Annotated in this window: 24 protein-coding genes, 3 tRNA genes and 1 riboswitch; of the genes, 19 read left to right on the forward strand and 8 right to left on the reverse strand. The window is 73.5% G+C overall.

The window, feature by feature from the left end:
* Positions 1–45: 45 nt before the first annotated feature.
* Together ACFQ46_RS06655 and ACFQ46_RS06660 are read left to right on the forward strand one after the other, a co-directional pair.
* Positions 46–1,296, forward strand: coding sequence for a four-carbon acid sugar kinase family protein (locus ACFQ46_RS06655; RefSeq protein WP_380258345.1), 1,251 nt, complete (start codon positions 46–48; stop codon positions 1,294–1,296).
* A complete protein-coding gene (locus tag ACFQ46_RS06660; protein ID WP_380258347.1) occupies positions 1,293–1,931 on the forward strand; it encodes a DUF998 domain-containing protein in 639 nt (212 codons plus the stop codon). The genes ACFQ46_RS06655 and ACFQ46_RS06660 overlap by 4 nt, the downstream gene beginning before the upstream one ends.
* Before the next feature lie 98 nt (positions 1,932–2,029).
* On the opposite strand, the gene ACFQ46_RS06665 is transcribed toward ACFQ46_RS06660, so the two are convergent.
* From ACFQ46_RS06665 to rarD, 3 genes are read right to left on the reverse strand one after another with little or no spacing between them, the layout of a single operon-like run.
* Positions 2,030–2,812, reverse strand: a complete 783-nt coding sequence (locus ACFQ46_RS06665) for a hypothetical protein (protein WP_380258349.1) — start codon at positions 2,810–2,812, stop codon at positions 2,030–2,032.
* Positions 2,809–4,530, reverse strand: a complete 1,722-nt coding sequence (locus tag ACFQ46_RS06670; protein WP_380258351.1) for a bifunctional lysylphosphatidylglycerol flippase/synthetase MprF — start codon at positions 4,528–4,530, stop codon at positions 2,809–2,811. The genes ACFQ46_RS06665 and ACFQ46_RS06670 overlap by 4 nt, the downstream gene beginning before the upstream one ends.
* A 57-nt stretch (positions 4,531–4,587) precedes the next feature.
* Positions 4,588–5,547 carry an EamA family transporter RarD gene (rarD, locus tag ACFQ46_RS06675; RefSeq protein WP_380258353.1) on the reverse strand — a complete coding sequence of 320 codons (960 nt, stop codon included), beginning with the start codon at positions 5,545–5,547 and terminating at the stop codon, positions 4,588–4,590.
* 102 nt (positions 5,548–5,649) lie between these two features.
* On the opposite strand from rarD, the gene ACFQ46_RS06680 reads away from it, so the two are divergent.
* From ACFQ46_RS06680 to ACFQ46_RS06690, 3 genes are read left to right on the forward strand one after another with little or no spacing between them, the layout of a single operon-like run.
* Positions 5,650–7,035, forward strand: a complete 1,386-nt coding sequence (locus ACFQ46_RS06680) for an FAD-dependent oxidoreductase (RefSeq protein ID WP_380258355.1) — start codon at positions 5,650–5,652, stop codon at positions 7,033–7,035.
* A 1-nt stretch (position 7,036) separates the two neighbouring features.
* The gene (locus ACFQ46_RS06685; RefSeq protein ID WP_380258357.1) at positions 7,037–7,840 is read left to right on the forward strand and encodes an electron transfer flavoprotein subunit beta/FixA family protein; all 804 of its coding nucleotides are present in this window, start codon (positions 7,037–7,039) and stop codon (positions 7,838–7,840) included.
* Complete coding sequence (locus ACFQ46_RS06690) at positions 7,837–8,796, forward strand: electron transfer flavoprotein subunit alpha/FixB family protein (RefSeq protein WP_380258359.1); 960 nt, start codon at positions 7,837–7,839, stop codon at positions 8,794–8,796. The genes ACFQ46_RS06685 and ACFQ46_RS06690 overlap by 4 nt, the downstream gene beginning before the upstream one ends.
* A 13-nt stretch (positions 8,797–8,809) precedes the next feature.
* Here the strand turns inward: ACFQ46_RS06690 and ACFQ46_RS06695 are convergent, their stop codons facing one another.
* Positions 8,810–9,904, reverse strand: coding sequence for an alpha/beta hydrolase (locus ACFQ46_RS06695; RefSeq protein WP_380258361.1), 1,095 nt, complete (start codon positions 9,902–9,904; stop codon positions 8,810–8,812).
* A 79-nt stretch (positions 9,905–9,983) separates the two neighbouring features.
* Positions 9,984–10,775 (reverse strand): SGNH/GDSL hydrolase family protein, encoded by a 792-nt coding sequence (locus ACFQ46_RS06700; RefSeq protein WP_380258363.1) that lies wholly within the window; start codon positions 10,773–10,775, stop codon positions 9,984–9,986.
* 85 nt (positions 10,776–10,860) lie between these two features.
* Positions 10,861–10,949, forward strand: a riboswitch (SAM riboswitch).
* Positions 10,950–10,958: 9 nt separating this feature from the next.
* Here ACFQ46_RS06700 and ACFQ46_RS06705 point away from each other — a divergent pair.
* From ACFQ46_RS06705 to ACFQ46_RS06715, 3 genes are read left to right on the forward strand one after another with little or no spacing between them, the layout of a single operon-like run.
* Entirely contained in the window at positions 10,959–12,287 is a 1,329-nt protein-coding gene (locus tag ACFQ46_RS06705) for an MFS transporter (protein WP_380258365.1), read from the forward strand.
* Complete coding sequence (locus tag ACFQ46_RS06710) at positions 12,284–13,645, forward strand: LLM class flavin-dependent oxidoreductase (RefSeq protein ID WP_380258367.1); 1,362 nt, start codon at positions 12,284–12,286, stop codon at positions 13,643–13,645. The genes ACFQ46_RS06705 and ACFQ46_RS06710 overlap by 4 nt, the downstream gene beginning before the upstream one ends.
* A 51-nt stretch (positions 13,646–13,696) precedes the next feature.
* On the forward strand, positions 13,697–15,280 hold the full coding sequence (locus ACFQ46_RS06715; protein WP_380258369.1) for a methyl-accepting chemotaxis protein: 1,584 nt from the start codon (positions 13,697–13,699) through the stop codon (positions 15,278–15,280).
* A gap of 47 nt (positions 15,281–15,327) precedes the next feature.
* Here ACFQ46_RS06715 and ACFQ46_RS06720 read toward each other — a convergent pair whose 3' ends face one another.
* Positions 15,328–16,593 (reverse strand): PP2C family protein-serine/threonine phosphatase, encoded by a 1,266-nt coding sequence (locus ACFQ46_RS06720; RefSeq protein WP_380258371.1) that lies wholly within the window; start codon positions 16,591–16,593, stop codon positions 15,328–15,330.
* A 145-nt stretch (positions 16,594–16,738) separates the two neighbouring features.
* Between ACFQ46_RS06720 and ACFQ46_RS06725 the strand changes: the two genes are divergently transcribed.
* A complete protein-coding gene (locus tag ACFQ46_RS06725) occupies positions 16,739–17,374 on the forward strand; it encodes a LysE family translocator (RefSeq protein WP_380258373.1) in 636 nt (211 codons plus the stop codon).
* A 65-nt stretch (positions 17,375–17,439) separates the two neighbouring features.
* The gene (gene htpX / locus ACFQ46_RS06730) at positions 17,440–18,324 is read left to right on the forward strand and encodes a zinc metalloprotease HtpX (protein ID WP_380258375.1); all 885 of its coding nucleotides are present in this window, start codon (positions 17,440–17,442) and stop codon (positions 18,322–18,324) included.
* Between the two features lie 25 nt (positions 18,325–18,349).
* Here the strand turns inward: htpX and ACFQ46_RS06735 are convergent, their stop codons facing one another.
* Positions 18,350–19,309, reverse strand: a complete 960-nt coding sequence (locus tag ACFQ46_RS06735) for an alpha/beta hydrolase family protein (RefSeq protein ID WP_380258377.1) — start codon at positions 19,307–19,309, stop codon at positions 18,350–18,352.
* A 1-nt stretch (position 19,310) separates the two neighbouring features.
* The gene (locus ACFQ46_RS06740) at positions 19,311–19,802 is read right to left on the reverse strand and encodes a YajQ family cyclic di-GMP-binding protein (protein ID WP_328294619.1); all 492 of its coding nucleotides are present in this window, start codon (positions 19,800–19,802) and stop codon (positions 19,311–19,313) included.
* A 94-nt stretch (positions 19,803–19,896) separates the two neighbouring features.
* Between ACFQ46_RS06740 and ACFQ46_RS06745 the strand changes: the two genes are divergently transcribed.
* The 9 genes from ACFQ46_RS06745 to ACFQ46_RS06785 all read left to right on the forward strand — a co-directional run.
* Positions 19,897–19,978: transfer RNA gene (locus tag ACFQ46_RS06745), tRNA-Tyr, on the forward strand.
* A gap of 94 nt (positions 19,979–20,072) precedes the next feature.
* Positions 20,073–20,144: transfer RNA gene (locus ACFQ46_RS06750), tRNA-Thr, on the forward strand.
* Between the two features lie 29 nt (positions 20,145–20,173).
* Positions 20,174–20,246, forward strand: a tRNA-Met gene (locus tag ACFQ46_RS06755).
* Positions 20,247–20,421: 175 nt separating this feature from the next.
* The gene (rpmG, locus tag ACFQ46_RS06760; protein WP_012085006.1) at positions 20,422–20,589 is read left to right on the forward strand and encodes a 50S ribosomal protein L33; all 168 of its coding nucleotides are present in this window, start codon (positions 20,422–20,424) and stop codon (positions 20,587–20,589) included.
* A 38-nt stretch (positions 20,590–20,627) separates the two neighbouring features.
* Entirely contained in the window at positions 20,628–21,089 is a 462-nt protein-coding gene (locus ACFQ46_RS06765) for a MaoC family dehydratase N-terminal domain-containing protein (protein ID WP_380258379.1), read from the forward strand.
* Positions 21,086–21,502, forward strand: coding sequence for a MaoC family dehydratase (locus ACFQ46_RS06770; protein WP_380258381.1), 417 nt, complete (start codon positions 21,086–21,088; stop codon positions 21,500–21,502). The genes ACFQ46_RS06765 and ACFQ46_RS06770 overlap by 4 nt, the downstream gene beginning before the upstream one ends.
* A complete protein-coding gene (locus ACFQ46_RS06775) occupies positions 21,499–22,731 on the forward strand; it encodes an MFS transporter (protein ID WP_380258383.1) in 1,233 nt (410 codons plus the stop codon). The genes ACFQ46_RS06770 and ACFQ46_RS06775 overlap by 4 nt, the downstream gene beginning before the upstream one ends.
* Positions 22,728–23,795, forward strand: coding sequence for a UDP-N-acetylmuramate dehydrogenase (locus tag ACFQ46_RS06780; RefSeq protein ID WP_380258385.1), 1,068 nt, complete (start codon positions 22,728–22,730; stop codon positions 23,793–23,795). The genes ACFQ46_RS06775 and ACFQ46_RS06780 overlap by 4 nt, the downstream gene beginning before the upstream one ends.
* A 140-nt stretch (positions 23,796–23,935) precedes the next feature.
* On the forward strand, positions 23,936–24,816 hold an 881-nt coding region (locus tag ACFQ46_RS06785; protein WP_380258387.1), incomplete at its 3' end, for a Tar ligand binding domain-containing protein.

Raw genomic sequence — 24,816 nt, forward strand, 5'->3', positions numbered from 1 at the left:
GGCGCCCGCCACGACCTTCCGGCGGGGTCTGGTGTACTTCGGCGGGTGAGCGTGAAGACCGTCGTCCTCGACGACGACCCCACCGGGACCCAGTCCGCGACGGGGGTGCAGGTCCTGCTGGAGTCCGACGCCGACCGCCTCGAGGCGGCCCTGCGCGACGCGGACGGCGTCTACGTGCAGACCAACTCCCGTGCCCTCGACGAGGCGGCCGCCGTCGCGCTGGTCGCCCGGATCCGGGCCGACGCCCTCGAGGCCGGCGCCCGGCTGGGGGTCGAGGTGCGGTTCGTGCTCCGCGGGGACTCCACGCTGCGCGGGCACGTCTTCGCCGAGACCGGGGTGTTCGCGGGCGCCGAGGACGTCGTCCTCTTCGTCCCGGCCTTCCCGGCGGGGGGACGGACCACGATCGGCGGGGTGCACCTCGTCCGCACCGCGGACGGTGACGTGCCCGCGGGGGAGACGGAGTACGCGGACGACCCCGTCTTCGGCTTCCGCAGCTCCGCGCTGGTCGACTACGTCGCCGAGAAGTCCCCCCGCACCGGCGTCGGGGTCCCGCTCGACGTCGTCCGCGACCCCGCGCGGTTGGCGCAGCGGTTCGCGCAGGCCCCGGCGGGTTCGGTGCTGGTCCCCGACGTCGAGACGGACCGGGACGTGAGCGCCCTCGCCGACGCCGTGCGGGGGGCCGGGCGCGGGATCGTCGTGCGGTGCGCGGCACCGCTGGCCGCCGAGCTCGCGGGGGTCGTGAGCGCCGGGTACCTGCCGCGGCCGCTGGTCGTGGACCGGCCGCGGGTCCTCGTCGTCTGCGGGTCGCACACGGCGGGGGCGCAGGCCCAGCTGGACGTGCTCGGGCAGGAGTGGGGCGCCTTCGAGCCGGTCGCCACCGCCGACGCGCTGGACGACCCCGTCTGGGCGGGTCGGGAACTCGGCGAGCGCGCGGGGCGGGTGCTGGCGCGCCAGGGGCTCGTCGCCATCGCCAGCGAGCGGGTCCGGATGTCCGACCACGGCACCCTCGCCCACGGGGAGGCCGTGATGACCGCGCTGACCACCGCCGTCGCCGACCTGCTGCCGCACGTCGACGCCGTCGTCAGCAAGGGCGGGATCACCGCGGCGGAGGTCGCGCGCACCGGGATCGGCGCGACCAGCGCGTTCGTCGAGGGCCAGGTCGCGGCCGGGATCTCGGTGTGGGTGATGCGGACCCGGGACGGCCGCGAGGTCCGCCAGGTCGTCGTGCCCGGCAACGTGGGCGGCCCGGACGCCATCGCCGACGCGGTCGCCGCCCTTGGTGTCACCGCCCGGTGAAGGGTCGGATCGCGCTGGCGGCCCTCGCGGGCCTCGCGAACGCGAACTTCCTGCTGGCCCCGCTCGTCGGGGCCCGCATCGACCTCACCACCGGCGTCATCAGCGAGCTGTCCGTCCCCGGCGAGCCGGGGTCGGTGTGGTTCCGCCTCGGTGACGGCAGCGCCGGGCTGCTGTGCGCACTCCTCGCGGTCCCGCTGTGGCGCAGCGGGTTGCGCCACGCCCGCTTCCGCGGGAGCTGCCTGACCGCGTTCGGGCTGACGACGCTGGTCTCGGCGATCGTCCCGCTGACCTGCGCGCCCTCCCTCGGGGTGTGCCCGGCGTCCTCGGCGGGGCCCGAACTCCTGCACGACGGGGTCAGCGTCATCGGCACCCTCGGGGCCGTCCTCGGTGTCCTGGAACTCGCCTGGCGCGCGCGGGGGTGGGCGTTGAAACCCCTCGCGGTGCTCTCCGCGGCGGTCTCCGGCGGTGCCGGGGTCTACGAGGTCGTGACGTTCCTGCAGGGCGGCAACGGCGGCGGTGGGGACTCCCAGCGCTACCAGGTCCTCGCGGTGTCGGCGTGGGTCCTGCTGGAGGTCGTCAGCCAGTGGCGCGAGCGGGGAACCTCCCGGGAGGCCCAGGTTCCTTCACCGGTGTGACCACAGAGGACCGGGACGGACCGTTGACGCTTCGGGCCAATGGGTTCGACCCGATGCGTCAACGGTCCCCCCCGCGGCCCCGGAAGTCCCCGGACCGGTCAGGTCTCCTCCGGGATCGCCGGCGACCCGGCGAGCACCACCGAGCACGCCACCACCACGACGAGCGCGACGACCGCCGCCGGCCACCACCCCGCCCGCACCGCGTCGCCGAGGAGCGCGAAACCCGCGACGGCGGGCACGACGACCTCCACCGACCACAGCAGCGCCGTCGCCGGCCCGACCGCCCCGCGTTGCAGGGCCGCCGCGTAGCCGAGGGTCCCGGCGACGCCGGACACGAGCACGGCCCAGCCGACGGGTTCGAGGGCGATCCGCCACCACTGGTCGGGGATCGTCAGCGCTCGCGCGCCCAGAGCGGCGACGGAGTACCCGAGACCCGCGAGGACGGCCTGCGTCGCGGAGCCGCTGCGGCGCAGGGCCAGGACGGCCACGAGCAGCAGGACCGCGGCGGCGCACAGCCCTAGGTCCACGGCGGAACCGGTCGGCGGCGAGGGCTGCTCGGTCCCGGAACCGCCGACGACCCCGAGGGCGGCGACGAGCAGCAGCACGGCCGTGGTGTCCCGCCCGCGCAGCCGCGACCCCAGGAACACCCGCGCCAGCAGCACGGTCAGCGCCAGCGACCCCGCCAGCAGGGACTGCACCGCGAAGGTCGGCAACCGGCGCAACGCGACCAGCGACAGCAACCAGGCCGCTCCGTCGCAGCCCAGCCCGGCCAGGTACAGCGGGGAGCGCAGGCCGGAGCGGCGCACGCCCACGGCCTGCAGCACCGAACCCGCCGCGTAGCCCAGCGCCGCGAGGACGGCGGTGACGAGGGCCAGCGTCACGGACGCCGGCCGAGGAACCGTCCGACGACGGGGAGTTCCGCGACCCCCTCGGCGTCGGCGATCGTGAACCCCTGCGCCGCGGAGAACTCCACGGAGTCCAGCACGACGTAGCGGGGTCGCCAGTCCGGGTCGTACTTGGCGTTGAACTTCCACAGCGACTCGATCTGCGCGCTGCTCGACAACGCGTGCAGCGCCCGGCGACCCAGGTCGGCGAAGGTCCCCTCGCGTTCGCCCGACACGATCTCGCGCAGCACGGCGAAGTTGAGGCCCAGCCCGCGCAGGCCGTTCTCCACGAGGTGCTGGGCCGTCGCCACGATGAGGGCGTCGGTCAACCCGTTCGGCACGTCCTCGGCGGTGGATCGGCGCATGACGTCGAGGGAGTACCCCTGCACCAGGGCGGCCGGGGTCCACTGGATGAACCCCGCGGCCCGGCCGTCGGCGAACCGGGCGACGCTCACCAGGACGCCGGTGTCGGCGGGGTCGAACAACCGGGACAACGTCATGGAGTAGCCGCGTTCGGCCTCCCCGTGGCGCGACTCCCCGGAGATCGCGAGCAGCTCCTCCTTCACCGGTTCCGGCAGCGTGGGTCCGTCGTGGAACTCCACGGTGATCCCGGCCTTCGCGACCCGGTTCACCGAACCCCGGAGGCTCTTCATGCTCGAGCCCTTCAGCGAGAACTGCGAGCAGTCCAGGACGGCCTCGTCGCCCAGGTACACCGGTCGCAACCCGACCGCCTCGTAGGAGGGCAGCCAGTCGGCGCGGGCCCCGACGACGGCGACCGACCAGCCGTTGCGTTCGACGTGGTCGAGGAACTCCACGAGGAGGGCGCCGCGGCGTTGCGGGGGCCCGATCGGGTCCGGGGAGACCAGGCAGACCCCGTTCCGGACGCTGTGGGCGACCACGCCGGTGCCCTCCTCGAAGGAGGCGAAGAAGAAGTCCTTGTCGTCGCGCAGCGCGAAGTAGTCGAGGGTCTCCCCGCCCCAGCGCAGGACGACCTCCCGGGCGCGTTCCCGTTCGGCGCGGCGCTGTTCACCGCTGAGCACGTCCGGGCGGTGGGGGGAGAAGAGGACCCAGCCGAGCACCACCAGCAACGTCAGCCCGAGCGCCAGCAGCGACGGGTTCAGCAGCGGCAGGAAGGCGTGGCCCTCGTCCCCCCGCAGCTTCGGGAAGGGGGTGCGCTGGTCACCGACGAGGCGCTGGACGACCGCCTCGATCGTCTCGCCCGGGTGCCGTTCGGCCCCCACGGCCACCACCAGTGCGGCCGAGACGACCAGCGAGGCCAGGGCCCCGATCGCCAGCACCCACCCGACCCGCCGGGCTCGGGCCGCGCTCGGCAGCACCGGGAACGACCGTGCGTTCACCGCCAGCCAGACCAGGGCGACGACGTCGAGCACGGCCTCCTCGACGTCGATGCCCTTCAGCACGTGCAGACCGGCCGACGCGGCCAGCAGACCGATCGTCGTGCCCCAGGCGAGCCGCTGACCGCGGCGCAGGCCCCGGGCCAGCAGCAGCAGGGCGATCGACACCGGCACCAGGACCGTCTTCGCCCCCAACGGGACCGCGAGCGGCAGCACGTCCAGCAGCGGGGCGAACCGTTCGCGGAAGGGCGGTGTGATGGCGGAGACGACACCGACGAGACCGAGGAAGGCGACCGCGACGGCGCCGATGCGGCGGATCCGCCCTCGTCGCGCACGGCCGGCCAACAGGGGAGGGAGCACGCAGAGCAGTCTGCTGCCTCCGCCACAGCCGACGCACGGTCGCGGGTGCCCTCCCGGTCAACTCCCGGTGGACTCCCAGTCCCGGGGCCGTCCCCGGCGGCGCACCGCGTCCGTCGTGAGCACCACCAGCGCCACCCAGACCAGCCCGAACCCGACCCAGCGCGACGCCGGCATGGTCTCGCCGAGCAGCAGCGCCGCGACGAACTGCAGCACCGGGGTCAGGTACTGCAGCATCCCGATGACGCTCAGCGGCACCCGGCCGGCGGCCACCGCGAACAGCAGCAGCGGACCCAGGGTCAGCGGACCGGACAGCACCAGCAGCACGGTGTGCCAGGCGCCGAAGCCGGTGAAGGTCAGCCGGTCCCCGAGGACGAGCAGCGCGGCGGCCGCGGGCAGGGCCAGGAACCCGGTCTCGACGGTCAGCCCCGTCAGCGGGTCCAGCCCCGAGCCGTGCCGGGCGAGGCGGTTCTTCAGCAGGCCGTAGCTGCCGAAGGAGACGGCCAGCGTCAGCGCCATCCACGGCAGCCGTCCCAGGTCCGCGGTGATGACGGCGACCGCGGCCAGCCCGATCCCGACGGCGATCCACTGGGTGCGGCGCAGCCGTTCCCGCAGCACCACCACCCCGAGCAGGACGGTCAGCAACGGGTTCACGAAGTAGCCCAGCGAGGCCTCGAGGACGTGACCGGTGACCACGGCGAGGCCGTAGACGCCCCAGTTCACCGCGATCGCGACGGCCGCGACCGCCAGCAGTCCCCGCTGCCGCGGCGAGCGCAGCACGGCCAGGACCGCGGGCCAGCGGCGCAACCCGGTCACCACCAGCACCGACAGCGCCAGCGACCACAGCACCCGCCAGGCCAGCAGCTCCACCGCGCCGGTCGGTGCGAGGGCGTGGAAGAAGAACGGGAAGAGGCCCCAGACGCAGTAGCAGGCGAGGCCGGCGAGGACTCCGGTGCGCGTCCTGTGCTCGGCCGAGGGAGACTCGGTGTGCTCTGCTGCGCGCTGGTCCACGGGGGTCATCGTGGCGTCGGCCGCTCCAGCGGGCCGCGTTAGGCTTGCCTTCCACGTCATCCCAGCGCGTCACCCAGCACGTCACCACCTACGAGAGGGACACCGAGAGCTGTGACCGATTCGAACCGTCCGCTGCGCGTCGCCGTCGTCGGAGCCGGACCGGCCGGGATCTACGCCTCGGACATCCTCTCCAAGGCCGACCTCACGGCCACCGGTTTCGACGGGGTCGGCATCGACCTCTTCGAGCGCCTCCCCGCGCCGTTCGGTCTGGTCCGCTACGGCGTCGCCCCCGACCACCCGCGCATCAAGCAGATCATCGTCGCGCTGGAGAAGGTCCTCGGCCGCGGGGACGTCCGGTTGCTGACCAACGTCGACTTCGGCACCGACGTCACCCTCGAGGAGCTGCGCCACCACTACGACGCCGTCGTCTTCTCCACCGGGTCGATCAAGGACGCGACGCTCGCGATCCCCGGGGTCGAGGCCCCGGAGAGCTACGGCGCGGCCGACTTCGTCTCCTGGTACGACGGGCACCCCGACTACCCGCGCGAGTGGCCGCTGGAGGCCGAGACCGTCGCCGTCCTCGGCGCCGGCAACGTCGCCCTCGACGTGGCCCGCGTGCTGGCCAAGCACGCCGACGACCTGCTGCCGACGGAGATCCCGGCCAACGTCTACGAGGGGCTGAAGGCCTCCAAGGTCAAGGACGTGCACGTCTTCGCCCGCCGCGGTCCCGCGCAGGCGAAGTTCTCGCCGCTGGAGCTGCGCGAGCTCGGGCACGTGCCCGACGTCGACGTCATCGTCGACCCCGAGGACTTCGAGTTCGACGAGGGCTCGATGGAGGCGATCGCGAAGTCCAACCAGACCAAGCAGGTCGTGAAGACGCTCACCGACTGGACGCTGAAGGAGGGGGAGTCGACGGCCTCGCGCCGTCTGCACCTGCACTTCCTGCACGCCCCGGTCGAGGTCCTCACCACCGAGGACGGGCACGTCCGGGGGCTGCGGACCGAACGCACCCGCCTCACCGGCGACACCTCCGTCGAGGGCACCGGCGACTTCCACGAGTGGGACGTCCAGGCCGTCTACCGCGCCGTCGGCTACTTCGGCTCCCTGCTGGAGGGCGTCCCCTTCGACGAGCTGAAGGGCGTCATCTCCAACCACGAGGGCCGCGTCCTGGCCCCCGGGGGCGAGACCGTCGAGGGCGTCTACTGCACCGGCTGGATCAAGCGCGGTCCCGTCGGGCTCATCGGGCACACCAAGTCCGACGCCTCCGAGACGGTCAAGCACCTCCTGGCCGACGCGGCCGCGCTCCAGCGCGCCGCGGAGCCCAACCCGCAGGCGATCCTCGACTTCCTGCGGGGCAAGGGCGTCGACGTCCTGACCTGGTCGGACTGGGAGGTCCTCGACGCCCACGAACGCTCCCTCGGCGAACCCCACGGCCGCCAGCGCGTCAAGGTCGTGTCCCGCGAGGACATGATCAAGCACTCCCGCGGGACGGTCTGACGTGCGCGTCGTCGTCTGCGTCAAGCACGTCCCCGACATCCAGTCGCCCCGCTCCCTGGGGGACGACGGGCGCCTCGTCCGGGGCGGGGACGACGACACCCTCAACGAGCTCGACGAGGACGCCCTCGAGGCCGGGCTGCGCACGGCCGAGGCCGCGGGCTTCCCCGGTGAGGGCCACGACGTCACCGTCCTGACCCTCGGCCCGGCGCCGGCGGTCGAGGCACTGCGCCGCGGGCTCGCGATGGGCGCGTCCACCGCCGTGCACGTCAGCGACGAGGCCGTCGCCGGCTCCGACGCCATCGCCACCGCCCGGATCCTCGCCGCGGCGATCGTGAAGCTGCACGCCGAGAGCCCCGTCGACCTGGTGGTCGCCGGGATGGCCGCGCTCGACGGGCTCACGTCCCTGGTCCCTGCGGCGCTCGCGGAGCTGCTCGGGTGGCCGCAGCTGACGCTGGCGGACGAGATCACCCTCAGCGACGGTGTGGTGAGGGTGCAGCGCGAGACGTCGACCGACGTCGAGGTCCTCACCGCCCCCGCCCCCGCGGTGCTCTCGGTCACCGACCAGGCCTTCCGCGCCCGCTTCCCGAACTTCAAGGGGATCATGGCCGCCCGCAAGGCACCCGTGACGTCGTGGACGCTGGCCGACCTCGCCCTCGACCCGGCCACGGTCGGGTCCGGCGGCTCCGCCACGACGGTCGTGCACGCGCAGCCGCGTCCGGAACGACCCGACCGGATCGTCGTGACCGGTGACGCGGAGACCGTTCCCGCCCTGGTGGACTACCTGTCGCAGAAGGGTTTCCAGTGAACGTCCTGGTTCTCGTGGACCACGCCGACGGCGCCGTCCGCCCCACCGCGCTGGAACTGCTGACGCTCGCGCGCGACCTGCCCGACGCCGTCGTGCACGCGGTCTGGGTGGGGGAGTCGCCGCAGACGGAGCTCCTCGCCGCGCACGGCGCCGCGACGCTGCACCAGGTCCACGTCGACGGAGCCGACGCCCAGCTGACGGCCTCCGTCGTCGACGCCCTGCAGACGGTGATCACCGCCGTCGAACCGTCGCTGCTGCTGGTCGCCTCGACGTTCGAGGGCAAGGAGGTCGCGGCCCGGCTCGCCGTCCGCGCCGGTGCCGGGGTCGTCACCGGCGCCGCCTCGGTCGCCGTCGAGGACGGGCAGTGGGTCGCCCGCAAGAGCGTCCTCGCCGGGTCCTGGGACACCGCCTGCGCCGCGACGGGCCGGCTCGCCGTCGTCGCGCTGGCCCCGAACGTCGTGCCGGCCGCGCCGCTCGCCGTCCCCGCCGACACGGCTCTCGTCGAGCACACCGTCGAGGCGTCCGCGGCGGCCCGGGCGGTCACCGTCGTCTCCCGCACGAAGCGGCCCACCGGTGACCGTCCGGCGCTGGCCGAGGCGGAGGTCGTCGTCGTCGGTGGCCGTGGCGTCGACGGGGACTTCTCCGGGGTGGAGGAGCTCGCCGACGTCCTCGGCGCGGCCGTCGGCGCGACCCGCGTCGCCACCGACGAGGGCTGGATCGGGCACGAGGCCCAGGTCGGGCAGACCGGCGTGACCATCTCGCCCCGCCTCTACATCGGCCTCGGCGTCTCCGGCGCCGTCCACCACCGCGGGGGGATGGACGCGGCCGGCACGGTCGTCGCCGTCAACAACGACCCCGACGCCCCGATCTTCGAGTTCGCCGACTACGGGATCGTGGGTGACCTCGGCGAGGTCGTCCCCGCGCTCGTGGCGGAGCTCCGGGCCCGCCGACCCTGACCGCGGGGCGGCGTCAGGTCGCCGGGGCGAACCCCGGCGCCGACCCCAGCCAGGTCAGCGCCTGCGGGACGATGCCCGCCCAGATGCTGGTCCGGTGACCGCCCTGCTGCTGGGTGACGAGGGTCATCGTGGTGGACCCGTGCACCGCGCTCGCGAGCGCCTGGGTGCTCGGCCAGGACAGCCCGTCCTCCTTCGAGGCCAGGGCCCACAACCGCACGGGCGGCGGGTCCTGGCGCGCGAGGGCGACCAGGTCGTAGCGCTTCGCCGGGGGGCTGTCCGCGGAGAACGGCTTCCAGGACCCCAGGTCGAGGCGTGAGTAGCCGCCGAAGGCGATCGCCGCGCTGAAGCGGTCGGGGTGCAGCATGGTCATCTCGTTGGCGCACCAGCCACCCATCGACAACCCGAGGGTGGCCCACGACCTCGCCTGCCTGCTCACCGCGTAGTGCTGTTCCACGTAGTCGGGGACGTCCTGGGAGAGCCAGGTCTCCAGCGCCGGTTGGCCGGCTCCCGCGTCGACGCACTCCGTGTCGCGTCCGGCGGGGACCTCCAGCGTCGGGATGACCACCACGGACGCGGCCAGCTGGTGCGCGGTGACCGCGGCGTCCAGCGAGGGCAGCAGGTGCATCGCGTCGAGCCACTGCTCCGGGGTCCCCGGGTAGCCGTGGAAGGCCTCGATGACGGGGTACCCCCCGGCCGGGGCGGGGGTGGTGCCGTACCCGGTGGGCAGGACCACCAGGGCTTCGGCCGTGGTGGCGGAGCGGGGGCCGGGGACCTGGACCCGCCAGACCCTCCCGTCGTAGCCGTCGAGACGGACGGGGGCGGCCTCGGACGCCTGGGCGGTGGCCGACCCGCTGGCCTGCGTGGTCGTGACCACCTGCTGCGTCCCGAGGAGGTCCGCCCAGTCCGAGAACAGTCCGAACTGGGCGTTGACGACGAGGAAGACGGCCGTGAGGACGCTCACGTTGACCCCGAGCAGGGCCACCGAGCGTCCCAGGACGGCGAGGAACCCCCGCCGGGCCAGCCCCCGCCAGCAGACGACCAGCGCCACCGTGGCCACCACTGCGACGCCGATGGCGATCCACCGCGTCAGCGGATCGTCGAGACCCACCCCACACCCCCCGTGCCAGAACCGGCGCGTGGTGCGCCGGGACCACCATGGGTCACCACAGGCGGGGACGTGCCCTCTCTCAGCGGTCTCCCGGCGAACCGGCAGCACCCTCCGAGCCGGCGAGCACGTCCAGCACGGCGTCCGCGATGGCCCGGTGCCCGGCGGCGTCGGGGTGGTCGCCGTCCGCGGCGAGCAGCGTCGTCGGGTCGCCGGTCCCGTCCGGGCCGTGGAACACCGGGCGCAGGTCCACGAAGAGCGCCTCGCTCCCCACCGCGACGGCGAGGCGGTCGTCGAAGGCGTCGGTGAGGGCGACCTGGTCGTGCAGCTCGGCGGGGGTGTACTCCTGCCGGGCGACGGCACCGTCCAGCCCGACCGCCCAGTAGTCGAGGACGACGACCCGGGCCCCGGTGGCGGTGAGCTCGTCGACGGTCTCCGCCAGCGTCGCCACCACCCGCTCGATCGTCGCGTCGGTGTCGACGGCCCCGGCGGTGGAGGTGGCGAGGTCGACCTGCTGCACGAGGTCGTTGGCCCCGGCCTGCAGGAGCACGACGTCCGGCGCGCCGAGCCGGGGTCCCTCGTCCGCCGCGAGCCGGCGCAGGACCGAGTCGACGTCGGTCGAGGTCGCCCCGCCGCTGGCCCGTTGCACCACGTCGGCCCCGCCGGTCGGCGCGAGGCCGTCGGCGACCAGGTCCGGGAAGGCGGTGCAGCCGCAGACGTCCCCGGCCGGCACGGAGTCGCCCAGGGACAGCAGGCGCAGGGGCGCGGAGGACGAGGCGGCGTCGTCGGGCCCGGCGCAGGCGGCCGCGCAGACGGCCAGCAGGAGGGCGACGGTCCGGGAGGTGCGCGGGGAGCGGACCCACGGGAAGCTCACCCGCCCACTCTGGCACCGGCTCGCGCCCCGCGCTCGGGACCGGGCCCCGGTTTGCCTGGTGCGCGCCCCCGTCGTAGGTTCGCCCCAGCCATCCAGAGCGACCGAGAGACCTGGCTCGTCGACGTCGCAGCAACCACCCCGCGGGGAAGGTGCTACCGCCAGGACCGATGGGAGAACCGTTCTGTGAGCACCGTGCACGACACCGTCCTCGCCACGCCCAGCGAACCCCTCGTCCGCCGCCGGGCGGCGCTGGGGAGCTTCGTCGGCACCACCATCGAGTGGTACGACTACTACCTCTACGGCACGGCCGCGGCGATCGTCCTCGGCCCGCTGTTCTTCCCGAACGTCGGTGGCGCGGTCGGCGTGATCGCCGCGTTCGCCACCTACGCCGTGGGTTTCGCCGCCCGCCCCCTCGGCGGTGCGGTGGCCGGTCACATCGGCGACCGGGTGGGCCGCAAGGCGGTCCTCGTGGCCTCGTTGCTGGTCATGGGGATCTCGACGGCGGCCATCGGCCTGCTCCCCACCCACGACCGGATCGGGGTGTGGGCCCCGGTCCTGCTGGTCGCGGCGCGACTGCTGCAGGGTTTCTCGGCCGGAGGTGAGTGGGGCGGGGCCGTCCTGTTGTCCGTCGAGCACGCCCCCACCGGCCGGCGCGGTCTGTTCGGCGCGATCCCGCAGATGGGTTCCGCGGCCGGCATGGTCCTGGCCAGCGGGGGTTTCTGGCTCACCCGCACCCTGACCTCGAGCGAGGACTTCCTCGCCTGGGGGTGGCGGATCCCGTTCCTGGCCAGCGCCGTGCTCGTCGTCATCGGGTTGGTCATCCGCCTCAAGGTCACCGACTCCCCGGCGTTCACCGCGCTGCGCGAGGCCGACGCGACGTCGCGCCGACCCGTCGCCGAGGTGCTGGCGACGAACAAGCGCGGGGTGCTCCTGACGACCGGCATGCGGTTGGGTCAGAACGGCGCCTACGTCCTCTACACGGTGTTCGCGCTGAACTACCTGACCAACCACGTGCGCGAGGACGGGGCCGACGTCGGTCTGCTCGCCGTGCTGGTCGCCTCGGTCCTCAGCCTCGCCGCCACCCCGTTGTGGGGCCTGCTCTCGGACCGGGTGGGTCGCAAACCCGTCTACCTGTTCGGGTCGGTCCTCACCGCGGTGTTCACGGTGCCCGCGTTCCTGCTGCTGGACACGGGGTCGACCGTCCTGATCGTGGGCGCGATGGTCATCGCGATCAACCTCGGTCACGACAGCCAGTACGGCGCTCAGGGCGCCTTCTTCGCCGAGCAGTTCGACAGCCGCACCCGCTACAGCGGTGCGTCCCTCGGGTACTCCATCGGCGCGGTCCTCGGCGGCGGTCTGACCCCGCTCATCGCCGCCTCGCTGCTGGCCGCGGGGAACGGTTCGCCCTGGATCGTCGCGGGGTACCTGAGCTTCCTCGCCGTCCTCACCACCATCTCGGCCGCGTTCACCCGCGAGACCGCGCACCGACCTCTGGAGGGGCTGTCCCGTTGAGCCCGACACCGTTGCGCCTCAACGCCTTCGCCATGGCCTGCGTCGGCCACCAGGCCGCCGGGCTGTGGTCGCGACCGGAGGACCGCAGCGCGGACTACCGGACCCTCGCGCACTGGACCGACCTCGCCCGCCTCCTCGAGCGCGGGGGTTTCGACACGCTGTTCCTCGCCGACGTCCTCGGCACCTACGACGTCCACGGGGGATCGCGGGACGCGGCGGTCCGCGCCGCCGTGCAGGTTCCCGTGAACGACCCGCTCGCGGCGGTGTCGGCGATGGCCGCCGTCACCGAGGACCTGGGTTTCGGGCTCACCGTGACCACGACCTACGAACAGCCCTACTCCCTGGCCCGCCGTCTCACGACGCTGGACCACCTCACCGGCGGCCGCGTCGCGTGGAACGTGGTCACGGGCTACCTCGACTCGGCCGCGAAGAACCTGGGTCTCACCGCCCAGGTCGCCCACGACGAGCGCTACGAGGTCGCCGAGGAGTACCTGGAGGTCTGCTACAAGCTCTGGGAGGGTTCCTGGGAGGACGACGCCGTCGTCCGCGACGCCGGGCGCGGGATCTACGCCGACCCGGCCAAGGTCCACGACATCGACCACCACGGGAAGTACTTCGACGTCCCCGGCGCGTTCCTCTGCGAACCCTCGCCGCAACGGACACCGGTGATCTTCCAGGCGGGTTCCTCGCCCCGCGGACAGGAGTTCGCGGCCCGGCACGCGGAGTGCGTGTTCATCATCGCGCCGACCGCGAAGATCGCCCGCAGGTCCGTCGACTCCCTGCGCGAGCAGGTCGAACGCGCCGGTCGCGACCCGCGGTCGGTGCAGGTCCTCGCCGGCCTCACCACGGTCGTCCGCAGCAGCGACGAGGAGGCGCGCGCACTGCTCGCCGACTACCGCGAGCACGCCAGCCGGGAGGCCGCCCTCGCGTTGTTCGGGGGGTGGACGGGGGTTGACCTCGCCGGTCGCGCCGCCGACGAGACCCTGCAGCACGTGACCACCGACGCGAACCGGTCCGCCCTCTCGAGCTTCACGAACGACCCCGACCGGGAGTGGACGATCGACGACCTCGCGCAGTTCGTCTCGGTGGGGGGGCGGGGTCCGGTCCTCGCGGGTTCCCCGCAGACGGTCGCGGACCACCTCGAGGAGTTCGCGGCGGAGGCCGACGTCGACGGGTTCAACCTGATGTACGCCACGATGCCCGGGACCTTCGTCGACGTCGTCGACCACCTCGTCCCCGAACTGCGGCGGCGCGGTCGCACCGCCCCGAAGCCGGCCCCCGGGACGACCCTGCGGGAACGGCTCGGTGGGGGGGCCCGGCTGCCGGGTACCCACGTGGGCGCCGGTTTCCGCCGCTGAATTCTTCTAGAAATCGGGTCAGGGCCCCCGAACGGTGGCCGATGGACCACCGTGACCCGTCTACGTGACCTGAACGTCGCTTCCAAGTTGTTCGCCGGCTTCGGCGTCGTCTGCCTCCTGCTCGCCACCGTGGTGGGGGTGGGCTGGGCGAAGCTCAGCACCTCCCAGGGCAACCTCACGACGATGTCGTCGTCGGGTCTCGCCTCGGTGCGGACGATCCTCACCGTGCAGGTGGACTTCCTGCAGGCCCGCATGGACGTGACCAACGCGGCGCTCACCGTCGACGACGCCGCCAAGAAGAGCGCGCTGGACGCGGTGACCGCCGACGACGCGGCCATCGACGAGTCCTGGGCCGCCTACCTCGCGTCCAGCCCGGCCGCGAAGGTCGCCGACCGGGACGCCTTCGTCGCGAGCCTGAAGCAGTACCGCGACGCCCGCGTGCAGCTCATCGCCCTGGCCAACGCCGACGACCAGGCCGGTTACATCGCCTACCGCACCGCCACCATCAGCCCGATCGCGAAGCAGATCACCACCGAGCTGAAGGCCATGGCCGCCGGCGAGCAGCAGGCCGCGGTCGACATGACCGCCGCCGGTGCGTCCTCCTACCGCGCCGCCGTCGCGCTGCTGCTGGTCCTCGGTGCCGCCGCGATCGCCGTCGCCGTCGTCGTCGCCGTGCTGGTCTCCCGCTCGGTCGCCCGTCCCCTGGCCCGCACCCTCGCGGTCGTGCAGGGGATGGCCGAGGGCCGCCTCGACCAGCGCGTCGGCATCGCCGGCCGCGACGAGGTCGGCCGCGTCGCCGGTGCGCTCGACACCACCATGGACCGCCTCGCCGACTCCATGCGCCGGATCAGCGCGAACGCCTCCGTCCTCGCGAGCTCCTCCGAGCAGCTCGACGCCGTCGCCACCCGCCTCTCCGCCGGCGCCGAGGAGGCCGCCACCCAGACCCAGGTCGTCTCGGCCGCGACCGAGGAGATCTCGGCCAACATCGGCACGGTCGCCGCCGCGGGCGAGGAGATGACCGCCGCCATCCGCGAGATCGCGACCAGCACGGCCGAGGCCAGCTCCACCGCCGCCGACGCCGTCTCGGCCGCGAACGTCGCGGGGGAGACCCTCGAACGCCTCTCGGTCTCCAGCCGGGAGATCGGCGAGGTCGTCAAGCTCATCACCTCCATCGCGGAGCAGACGAACCTCCTGGCCCTGAACGCCACCATCGAGGCGGCCCGCGCCGGGGAGATGGGCAAGGGGTTCGCCGTCGTCGCCGGCGAGGTCAAGGAACTGGCCCAGCAGACCGCCCGGGCCACCGAGGAGATCGTGGCCAAGGTCGGCTCCACGCAGGCCGACGCCTCCGCCGCGGCGTCGGCGATCAGCCAGATCACCGACGTCATCGCCCGCATCGACGGGCTGCAGTCGACCATCGCCGCCGCCGTCGAGGAGCAGTCCGCGACGACCTCGGAGATGGTCCGCAACGTCACCGAGGTCTCGTCCGGCTCGCAGGAGATCGCCTCGAACATCTCCGGCATCGCCGCCTCCGCCGACGAGACGACGGCCGGGGCGACCCAGACCGCCGACACCGCCGGCGAGCTCTCCCGCGCCGCCGCCGAACTGAACGACCTGGTGGCCGCCTTCCGCTTCTGAGACCGGCCCGCCCGTGGTCCTGCCGGGGATCCCCGCAGGACCGCGGGTCAGCGGGTGGGGGAGACGTCGCGCACGGCGAGGACCGCGCAGTCGTCCTCGCTGTTGGCGACGTGCTCGGTGACCAGTTCCCCGAGCAGCGTCTCGACGTCCTCGGTGTGGGTCCGTTCCAGGGCGGCGCGCAGCACGACGATGCCGTCGCCGACGTCGCGGCCGCGGCGTTCCACGAGGCCGTCGGTGTAGAGGACCAGCGTCGCCCCTGGCGGCCACGGGATGTCGTGGTCGTGGCGGGGCTGGCCGGGGGCCACCCCGAGCGGGAGGTCGGGTTCCGCGACCAGGACCGTGCTGCGGCCGGCCGCGTCGACCAGGACGGGCGGCGGGTGACCGGCCGTCGTCCACCACAGCCGCCGCGTCGGGCCGGACGGGTCGAGGCGGGCGACGATCAACGTCGCCAGGGTCTCGTCCCCGAGCGCGGACAGGACGTGGTCGAGGCGGCTGACCAGCGCGGCCGGCGGTTCCTCCGGCCGGTCCACCGCCAGGGCCCGGAACATCGACCGCACCCGTCCCATCCGGGCCGCCGCCTCCGTGTCGTGGCCCGCGACGTCGCCGATGACCAGCAGGACCCCGTCGTCCGGCTGGGAGATCGCGTCGTACCAGTCACCCCCGACCTGCTCGTCGGTCGTGGACCAGGGCAGGTAGCGGCTCGCCACCGCGAGGCCCGGCAGCACGGGCAGTTCCGGCAGCATCGCCGCCTGCAGGGTGTGCGCGACGTCGCGGCGCTCCCGGTACAGCTGGGCCCGCCGGGCCGCCTGCGCGGTCGCGTCGGTCACGGCCGTCACCAGGACCGCCTCGTCCTCGGTGAGGGTGCGGTCGACGTCCCACGCGAAGGTCACCGAGCCGATGCGGTACCCGTCGGAGATGGTCATGGGCAGCACGACACCGGAGCGCAGCCCGGCGCGCTCGAACGCGGCACGGCCGTGCGGGAACATGGCGACGAGGCTCGCCAGGGAGTCGAAGACCAGTCGGCGCCCCGTGCGGGCGACGCGGTGCGCGGGGGTGTCCAGGTCGAGGGGGAGCCGCAGCCAGCGCTGCTCGGTGTCGTCGTCGAGCTGGCCGAGGGCCGGCGTCAGCAGCCAGGGGCCGTCGACCAACGACACGGACACGAAGGTCGCCCCGAGGTCCGCGCGCATGACGTCGCGCACCGCGAGGGCGACGTCCTCGACGCTGTCGGTGCGGGCCAGGGCGCTCGCCAGGCTCAGCAACGTGCCGGATCCCCGGTCCTCGCGGACGGGGGTGTCGGACGTGGTCAGGCCCACACGCACCTCCGCCGTCCTCCGTGCGCCCGTGGTGGCCCCCGCGACCCCACCGTCCCTGGCAGTCACTCACAGTCGACCCCCGTCACGCAACCACCGGTCGTCCAGCCGGCGTCCAGCGCCCAGGCCCGAGGCCTACGCTGCGCGCGTGGTCACCACCGAGCAGGTGCTCGCCCTCGCCGCGACGAGCCTCGTCGTCATCGCCGTCCCCGGCCCGAGCGTCCTCTTCATCGTCGGCCGCGCCCTCGCGCACGGGCGGGTGACGGCCCTGGCCGGCGTCCTGGGCAACTCCCTGGGCAGTCTCGTCGCGGCCCTCGTGATCGCTGTCGGCCTGGGTCCCGTGCTGCAGCGCTGGGACACCGCGCTGGAGGTCGTGAAGCTCGCCGGGGCCGCGTACCTGGTGTGGCTGGGAGTCCAGGCGCTGCGCGGGGCCGGTCACGTCGGACAGGACACGGCCGCCGGTTCAGCGCGGACCCGCGGGCGCGAGGTCCGGGCCGGGCTGGTCGTCGGCCTCAGCAACCCCAAGGTGTTCGTGATGTTCGCGGCGATCCTGCCCCAGTTCGTGGACCGCTCCGCCGGGTCGCTCGCCGGTCAGATGGTCCTGCTCAGCCTGGTCCCCATCGGCATCGGCCTGGTCTGCGACAGCACCTGGGGTCTGGTCGCGTCCCGCGTGCGGACGGCGTTCGTCGGACGGCCGCAGCGGCTGCGGACGGTGGCCCGCGTCGGAGGGGCCTCGATGATCGGGCTGGGCGTCCTCACCGCCGTCACCGGCCGGCACCGCTGACGGAACGTCGCGCGACCGGTGCGCGTTGTGCCGGGCAGGTAGGGGAGCGCGGGGGAGAGGGCAGGATGCACCGGCACCACAACGGGCTGAAGACCGCCGTCCTGTTCGGGGTGATCTGGGCGGTCCTGCTGCTCATCGGCGGGTTCCTCGCGACCTCGTTCCGCAGCTCCGGCATCCTCGTCGTCTTCGTCCTCATCGGGCTGGGGACCTCGGCCTACGGCTACTGGAACTCCGCGAACCTGGCCCTGCGCTCGATGCGCGCCCGGCCCGTGTCCGAGGCCGAACAACCCGGGATGTACCGGATCGTGCGCGAGCTCTCCACCGCCGCGCGCCAGCCGATGCCGCAGCTCCACGTGTCACCGACCATGGCGCCCAACGCCTTCGCGACCGGCCGCAACCCCCGCAACGCCGCCGTCTGCTGCACCGAGGGCATCCTGCAGCTCCTGGACGAACGCGAACTGCGCGGTGTCCTCGGCCACGAGCTCATGCACGTCTACAACCGCGACATCCTCACGTCCTCCGTGGCGGGGGCGCTCGCGGGCGTCATCACCTCGATCGCGCAGTTCGGGGTGTTCTTCGGGTCGGTGTTCGGGGGCGGACGCGACGACGAGAGCCGCGCGAACCCGTTGGCGCTGCTGCTGCTGTCGCTGATGGCGCCGCTCGCGGCCACCGTCGTCCAGCTCGCCATCTCGCGGACCCGCGAGTACGACGCCGACGAGGACGGGGCCAAGCTCACCGGCGACCCGCTGGCGCTCGCCTCGGCCCTGCGCAAGCTGGAGCTGGGCACGCGTCAGTTGCCGCTGCCGCCCGAGCGCGAGCTCGTCAACGCCAGCCACATGATGATCGCGAACCCCTTCCGCGCGCAGGGCGTCGCGAAGCTGTTCTCGACGCACCCGCCGATGGCCGAGCGGATCGCCCGCCTCGAGGCCCTCGCCGGCTACCGCCGCTGACTGCCCGTCACCGAGCCGGCCGGGGTCAGCCGAGGCGGGCCTCCAGCCAGGTCCGGAACAGCGGGAAGACCTGCCCGTCCGGGTCCTGCGCGTCGGTGTGCGAGACACCGTCGAGCAGGTGCAGCTCCACCGCGTCCCCGGCGGCGCTCGCGGCCGCGTCGAACTCCTGGGCCTGGGAGTACGGGACCGTCTGGTCGCCCGTCCCGTGCGCGACGAACAGCGGGAAGCCGAAGGGCACCCGTCGCGTCGGGTCGCCGATCGCGTAGCGGTCGTCGACCTCGTCCGGGGTTCCCCCGAACAGCGTCCGCACGTTGACGTCGCCGCCGTCGCCACCGAGCGCGGTCGGGTGCAGCACCCCGGACATCGACGCCGCGAACGCGGGCACGACCCGCGGTGACGCCCCCGGGGCGTCGGCGGGCAGACCGGCCCGGGCGGCGGCCCACATCGCCAGGTGACCACCCGCGGAGTGCCCGACGAAGCACACGCGCCCGGTCGGCAGCGAGTGCTGGGCGGCGGCCTCGGCGGCCATGTCGACGGCGGTGGCGACGTCGCTGAACGTGCCCGTCCAGCCGCCGCCGTCGCCGTTGCCGCGGTAGTCGGTGTTGAGCACCGGCCAGCCGCCGCCGACGAGGTCCGCCACCAGGTCGTTCAGATCGCGGCGGTCGGTGGCGGCGTCCCAGCCGCCCCCGTGCACGACGACGACGATCGCGTCGCGGTGCTCGCCCGGCGGCAGCCACAGGTCGCTGACCTGGCGGGGGTGGTCGCCGTAGCGGTACTCGCTGCGCTGGGAGACGTCGAGCCCGGGCGGGACGAAGCCGGTGTCCGTCTCCGCAGCCGGCGTGCCCGTGTCCGTGGGCGTGGCGGTCTCCGTGGGGGTGGCCGCGGTGGTGCTCGCCGGGGTGGTGGGGGAGTCGTCGCTGCACGCGCCCAGCGCGCCCCCGCTCAACGCGAGGCCGATCACTGCCCGGCGGCGCAGCGGACCCACCTCAGCGGTAGTTGACGAACTGGAGGGCGACGTCGAGGTCGGAACCCTTGAGCAGCGCGATGACCGCCTGCAGGTCGTCGCGGTCCTTGGAGCTGACGCGCATCTCGTCACCGGTGATCTGCGACTTCACGCCCTTGGGGCCCTCATCGCGGATGATCTTGCCGATCTTCTTGGCGACGTCCTGCGCGAGGCCCTCCTTGAGCTCCGCGGTGATCCGGTACTCCTTGCCCGAGGGGACCGGGTCGGAGGTGTCCAGCGCCTTCAGCGACACGCCGCGCTTGATGAGCTTGGTCTGCAGCACGTCCAGGACGGCGTTCACGCGGTCCTCGGAGTTGGCGACCATGAGGATCGACTCCCCGCTCCACCGGACGTCGGCGCCGACACCCTTGAAGTCGTAGCGCTGGGCGATCTCCTTGGCGGCCTGGTTGAGGGCGTTGTCGACCTCCTGGCGGTCGATCTTGCTGACGACGTCGAACGACGACTCGCTGGCCACGCGGGGTTCCTCCTGGGGTTCGTGGGGGGCTCGGTTTCCGAGCACCGCTCATGTCTTGCTATCGTCTCACCGTCGCCAGCTCGCTGGTGGCACTGGCGGGTTGCCCGAGTGGCCAAAGGGAGCGGATTGTAAATCCGCCGGCGTAGCCTACGTTGGTTCGAATCCATCACCCGCCACGTCGCGAGTCCGCGACCCGGTGCCGGTCCCCGGCACCGGGTCGCGTCATGTAGGGTCGTCACCGGCCGTACACGCGGCAGCACAACCAGTTTGGCCCCGGTAGCTCAGTGGTAGAGCACTTCCTTGGTAAGGAAGAGGTCTCGAGTTCAATCCTCGATCGGGGCTCGCAACCGGCGGCTGGGCCCGCCGGACGCGGCGGGGTAGCTCAGTTGGTAGAGCAAGCGGCTCATAATCGCTGTGTCGCCGGTTCAAGTCCGGCCCTCGCTACAGCGCACGACACGTACCGAGCGGCCGCCCCCCGTGGGCGGCCGCTCGTCGCGCGTTCGGGCGCTTGCCGCACGTCGCGTACCCTGGTGGGGATCGGCGGAGCGCGCGCCCGCCCGTACGTCCGCAGTGCGACGAACCCTGTCGTACGACGAATCCTGAGGAAGAGGCACCCGCCGTGGCCAAGACCACCGACGTCCGCCCGAAGATCACCATGGCTTGCACCGAGTGCAAGGAGCGGAACTACATCACCAAGAAGAACCGCCGCAACGACCCGGACCGCCTGGACCTGGCCAAGTTCTGCCCGCGCTGCGGCAAGAAGACCACGCACCGCGAAACCCGCTGACACCAGCACGTCCGTTCCGGATCGGAGAGCACGCACCTGTGACGACCGTCAACGTCGACGAGTCCTTCGCGGGGCGTGTCTACCCGGCCTCCGGGACCACCACGGTGAGCGCCGACACGGTCCGGGCCTTCGCCCGGGCCGTGCGGGCCGCCCACCCGGTCCACCACGACACGGCGGCCGCCCGTGAACTCGGCTACGTCGACGTCGTCGCCCCGCCGACCTTCGCGGTCACGCTGGCCCAGGTCGCGGAGAAGCAGTTCGTGGCCGACCCGGCCGCGGGCATCGACTTCTCCCGCGTCGTCCACGGCGAGGAGCAGTTCCGCCACCACGCCCCCATCGTGGCCGGTGACGAACTCACCGCCGAGGTGCACGTGGACCGCGTCCGCGTCGTGCGCGGCAACGCGATGATCACCACCCGCACCGAACTCGCCCGCACCGACGGCACCCCCGTCACGACGGTGACGTCGATGCTGGTCGTCCGCGCGGAGGAGACGGCGTGAACTTCGAGGACACCGAGGTCGGCACCGAGCTCCCCGCCGCCCGCTACGAGCTCTCCCGCGACGACCTCCGCGCCTACGCCGAGGCCTCCGGGGACCACAACCCGATCCACCTCGACGAGGCGATCGCGACGTCCGTCGGTCTGCCCGACGTCATCGCCCACGGGATGCTGACCATGGGCCTGGCCGGTTCCGTCGTGGCCGACTGGGCCGGTGACCCGACCGCGGTGGTCTCCTTCGGCACGAGGTTCACCGCCCCCGTCGTCGTGCCCTCCGCTGAGCCGGCCGTCGTCGAGGTCGCTGGCACCGTGCTCACGCGCGACGAGTCCGCCCGCACGGTCGAGGTCGACCTCACCGTGACCCACGCGGGGACGAAGGTCCTCGGGCGCGCCCGGGCTGTCGTCCGCCTGCCGTGAGCACCGCCTCGCCCGCAGCCCTGCGTGCGAGGACGGCCGTGTACGCGGCCTTCGTCCTCAACGGCTTCTTCATGTCGACGTGGGTCGCCCGGATCCCCTCCGTCCGCGACACCCTGGACCTGTCCAACGGCGGGATGAGCCTGCTGCTGCTCGCCTTCTCGCTCGGTTCCGTCCTCGCCATGCCGATCGCGGGGGCGGTCGTGCTGCGCTTCGGGCGGGCCCGCACCGTCTTCGGCGGCTCCGTCGTCGTGGCCCTCGGCCTGCTCGTGGTCTCCGTCTCCGTGGACGGCTTCGGCTCCGTGCCCCCGACCGCGCTGGGGTTGTTCGCCGCCGGGGCGGGCGTCGCCTCCTGGGACGTCGCGATGAACGTCGAGGGGTCGGCCGTCGAACGTCGCCTGGACCGCGCGATCATGTCCCGCTTCCACGCGGCCTGGAGCCTCGGCAGCGTGGCCTCCGCCGGGATCTCGGTGCTGCTGCTGAAGGTCGGGGTGCCGACCTGGGCGCACCTCTGCGCCGTCGGGGTCCTCGTCGTGCTGGGGACGACGGTCCTGACCCGGTCCTTCCTCGGCGAGGCCGCCCCGGCGACGGCCGGGGAGCAGCCGCGGGCGGGGATCTCGCTGGGGCAGGCGTGGCGCGAACCGCGCACCCTGCTCATCGGGGTCCTGGTGCTCTGCATGGCCTTCGTCGAGGGCACCGCCAACGACTGGCTGGCGCTCGGCCTCATCGACGGTCACGACGTCTCGCACTCGGCGGGCGTCGCCGGGTTCACCGTCTTCGTCGTCGCGATGACCTGCGGGCGACTCGTCGGGCCGGTCGCCCTGCAACGCCTCGGCCGCGTGCCGGCCCTGCGGCTCAGCGCGGGCGTCGCCGCCGTGGGCGTCGGCGTCTTCGTCGTCGCCCCGAACGTCACGGTGGCCGTGGTGGGTGCGCTGCTCTGGGGCCTGGGCGCCGCGCTCGGGTTCCCGACCGGGATGAGCGCCGCCGGTGACGAGGAGGCCAACGCGGCCGTCCGCGTCAGCGTCGTCTCCTCCGTCGGGTACACCGCCTTCCTCGCGGGCCCACCGCTGGTGGGTCTGCTCGCCGACCACACCGGGGTCGTCCACGCCGTCACGGCGGCCGCGGTGGCCTCGGTCGTCGCGCTCTTCGTCGCCGCTGCGGCCCGCCCGCACGCCGACGGGGTCGCCCTCGGCGCGGGCGGCGCGGCCGCGGAGGGCAAGCTGTCCTCGTGACCCACCTGCTCGCCGACCTGACCACCCTGCACGTGGGGGGACCCGCCCGGAAGCTCGTCGAGGCCCGCACCGACGCGGAGGTCGTCGAGGCCGTCGCCGCGGCGGACGCCGCGGGGGAGCCCCTGCTGCTGGTCGCCGGCGGGTCGAACCTGCTCGTCGCCGACGCGGGGTTCGACGGCACCGTCGTGCACATCGCGACGCAGGGCGTCAGCGTCGCCAGCGAGGACGCCTGCGGGGGCGGCGTCGTGACGGTCGCCGCCGGCCACTCCTTCGACGCCTTCGTCGCGACCGCGGTGCAGCGCGGGTGGGCGGGGGTCGAGGCGTTGTCCGGTATCCCCGGGTCCGTCGGCGCGACGCCCGTGCAGAACGTCGGGGCGTACGGCCAGGACGTGGCGCAGACCATCGAGACCGTCCGGACCTGGGACCGGGTCGAACGCCGGCAGCGCACGTTCGTGGCCGCCGAGCTGGGGTTCGGCTACCGCACGTCCCTGCTCAAGCGGTCGAGGGTCGCGCTGAACGGGCCGCACCCCGAGAGCCGTTACGTGGTCCTCGACGTGACGTTCCAGTTCCCCCTCCGGGCGGCCGCCTCCGAGGTCGCCTACCCCGAACTCGCGCGCCGGCTCGGGGTCGAGGTCGGCGCCCGGGTGTCCTCGGCCGCGGTCCGCGCGGCGGTGCTCGAACTCCGCGCCGGCAAGGGGATGGTCTGGGACCCGGCCGACCGCAGCGACCACGACACCTGGAGCGCCGGGTCGTTCTTCACCAACCCGCTGCTGCGCCCCGACCAGGCCGACGCGCTGCCCGCCGACGCCCCGCGCTTCCCGGGGGGCGACGGGCTGGTGAAGACCTCGGCCGCGTGGCTCATCGACCACGCCGGGTTCGGCAGGGGCTTCGGCGCCCCCGGTCCCGCGACGCTGTCGACCAAGCACACCCTGGCGATCACCAACCGGGGTGAGGCGACCGCGGCCGACCTGCTGGCGCTGGCCCGGACGGTCACCGACGGGGTCGAGGCCCGGTTCGGGATCCGCCTGGTCAACGAACCCGTCCTGGTGGGCACCTCGCTCTGAGCCGCGAGGCCGTCACCCGGACGGGCTACAGGACGTCGTGGACCGTGCCGATCACCGAGGGGTAGTCGACAGGTCGAACACCCGGCCTCCTGCCTCGTGGGGAACCCGTTCGGCCACTTTCCCCACGGAAGGCCGTCGCCATGAAGTCCCTGCGTGATCTGAAGGTCGCCTCCAAGCTGTTCGCCGCGTTCGGGATCGTGTGCCTGCTGCTGGCCGCGGTGGTGGCCCTGGGCATCTCGCGGCTGGGCTCGTCGCAGGCCAACCTGGACACCGTGTCGACCTCGGCCCTGGCCTCCGTGCAGACCATCGGCGTGGCCAAGAACGACTTCTCCGACGCCCGCATCGACCTCCTCAACGCCGCCCTGGCCCCGGACGTGACCACCACGGACGCGGCGCTGGCGGCGATGAAGGACGACGACGCCGCCTACGACGCCTCCTGGACGGCCTACCTGGCGACCTCACCGGCCGCCACCGCCGCCGACCACGCCAAGGCCCAGGACCTCATGGTCCAGTACCGCACGGTCCGCGAAGAGCTGGTCCCGCTCGCGCTCGCCAACGACGTGGCGGGCTTCTACGCCACCCGGGACCGCACCTCCACCCCGGTGGTCACGGCCCTCAACGCCCAGCTCGACGCGATCGCCACCACCGAACAGGACGCCGCCAAGGCTCTGGCGGCCTCGGGTGGTCGCGACTACCGCTCCGCCGTCACCCTGCTGCTGGTCATCGGTGCCCTCGCGCTGGTGATCGCCGTCGTCGTCGCCACCGTCGTGGCCCGATCCATCGCCGGCCCCCTGGCCCGCACCCTCACCGTCGTGCAGGGCCTCGCCGACGGTCGCCTCGACCAGCGCGTGGGCCTCGAGACCCGGGACGAGGTCGGCCAGCTCGCCGGCGCCCTGGACACCACGATGGACAAGCTGACCGCGACGATGCGCGCCATCACCGTCTCCGCCGCCACTCTCGCCGGCTCCTCCGAGGAACTCACCACCGTCGCCACCCAGCTCTCCTCCGGCGCGGAGGAGTC

The sequence above is a fragment of the Kineococcus sp. GCM10028916 genome (assembly GCF_042674865.1).
Lineage (GTDB): Bacteria > Actinomycetota > Actinomycetes > Actinomycetales > Kineococcaceae > Kineococcus.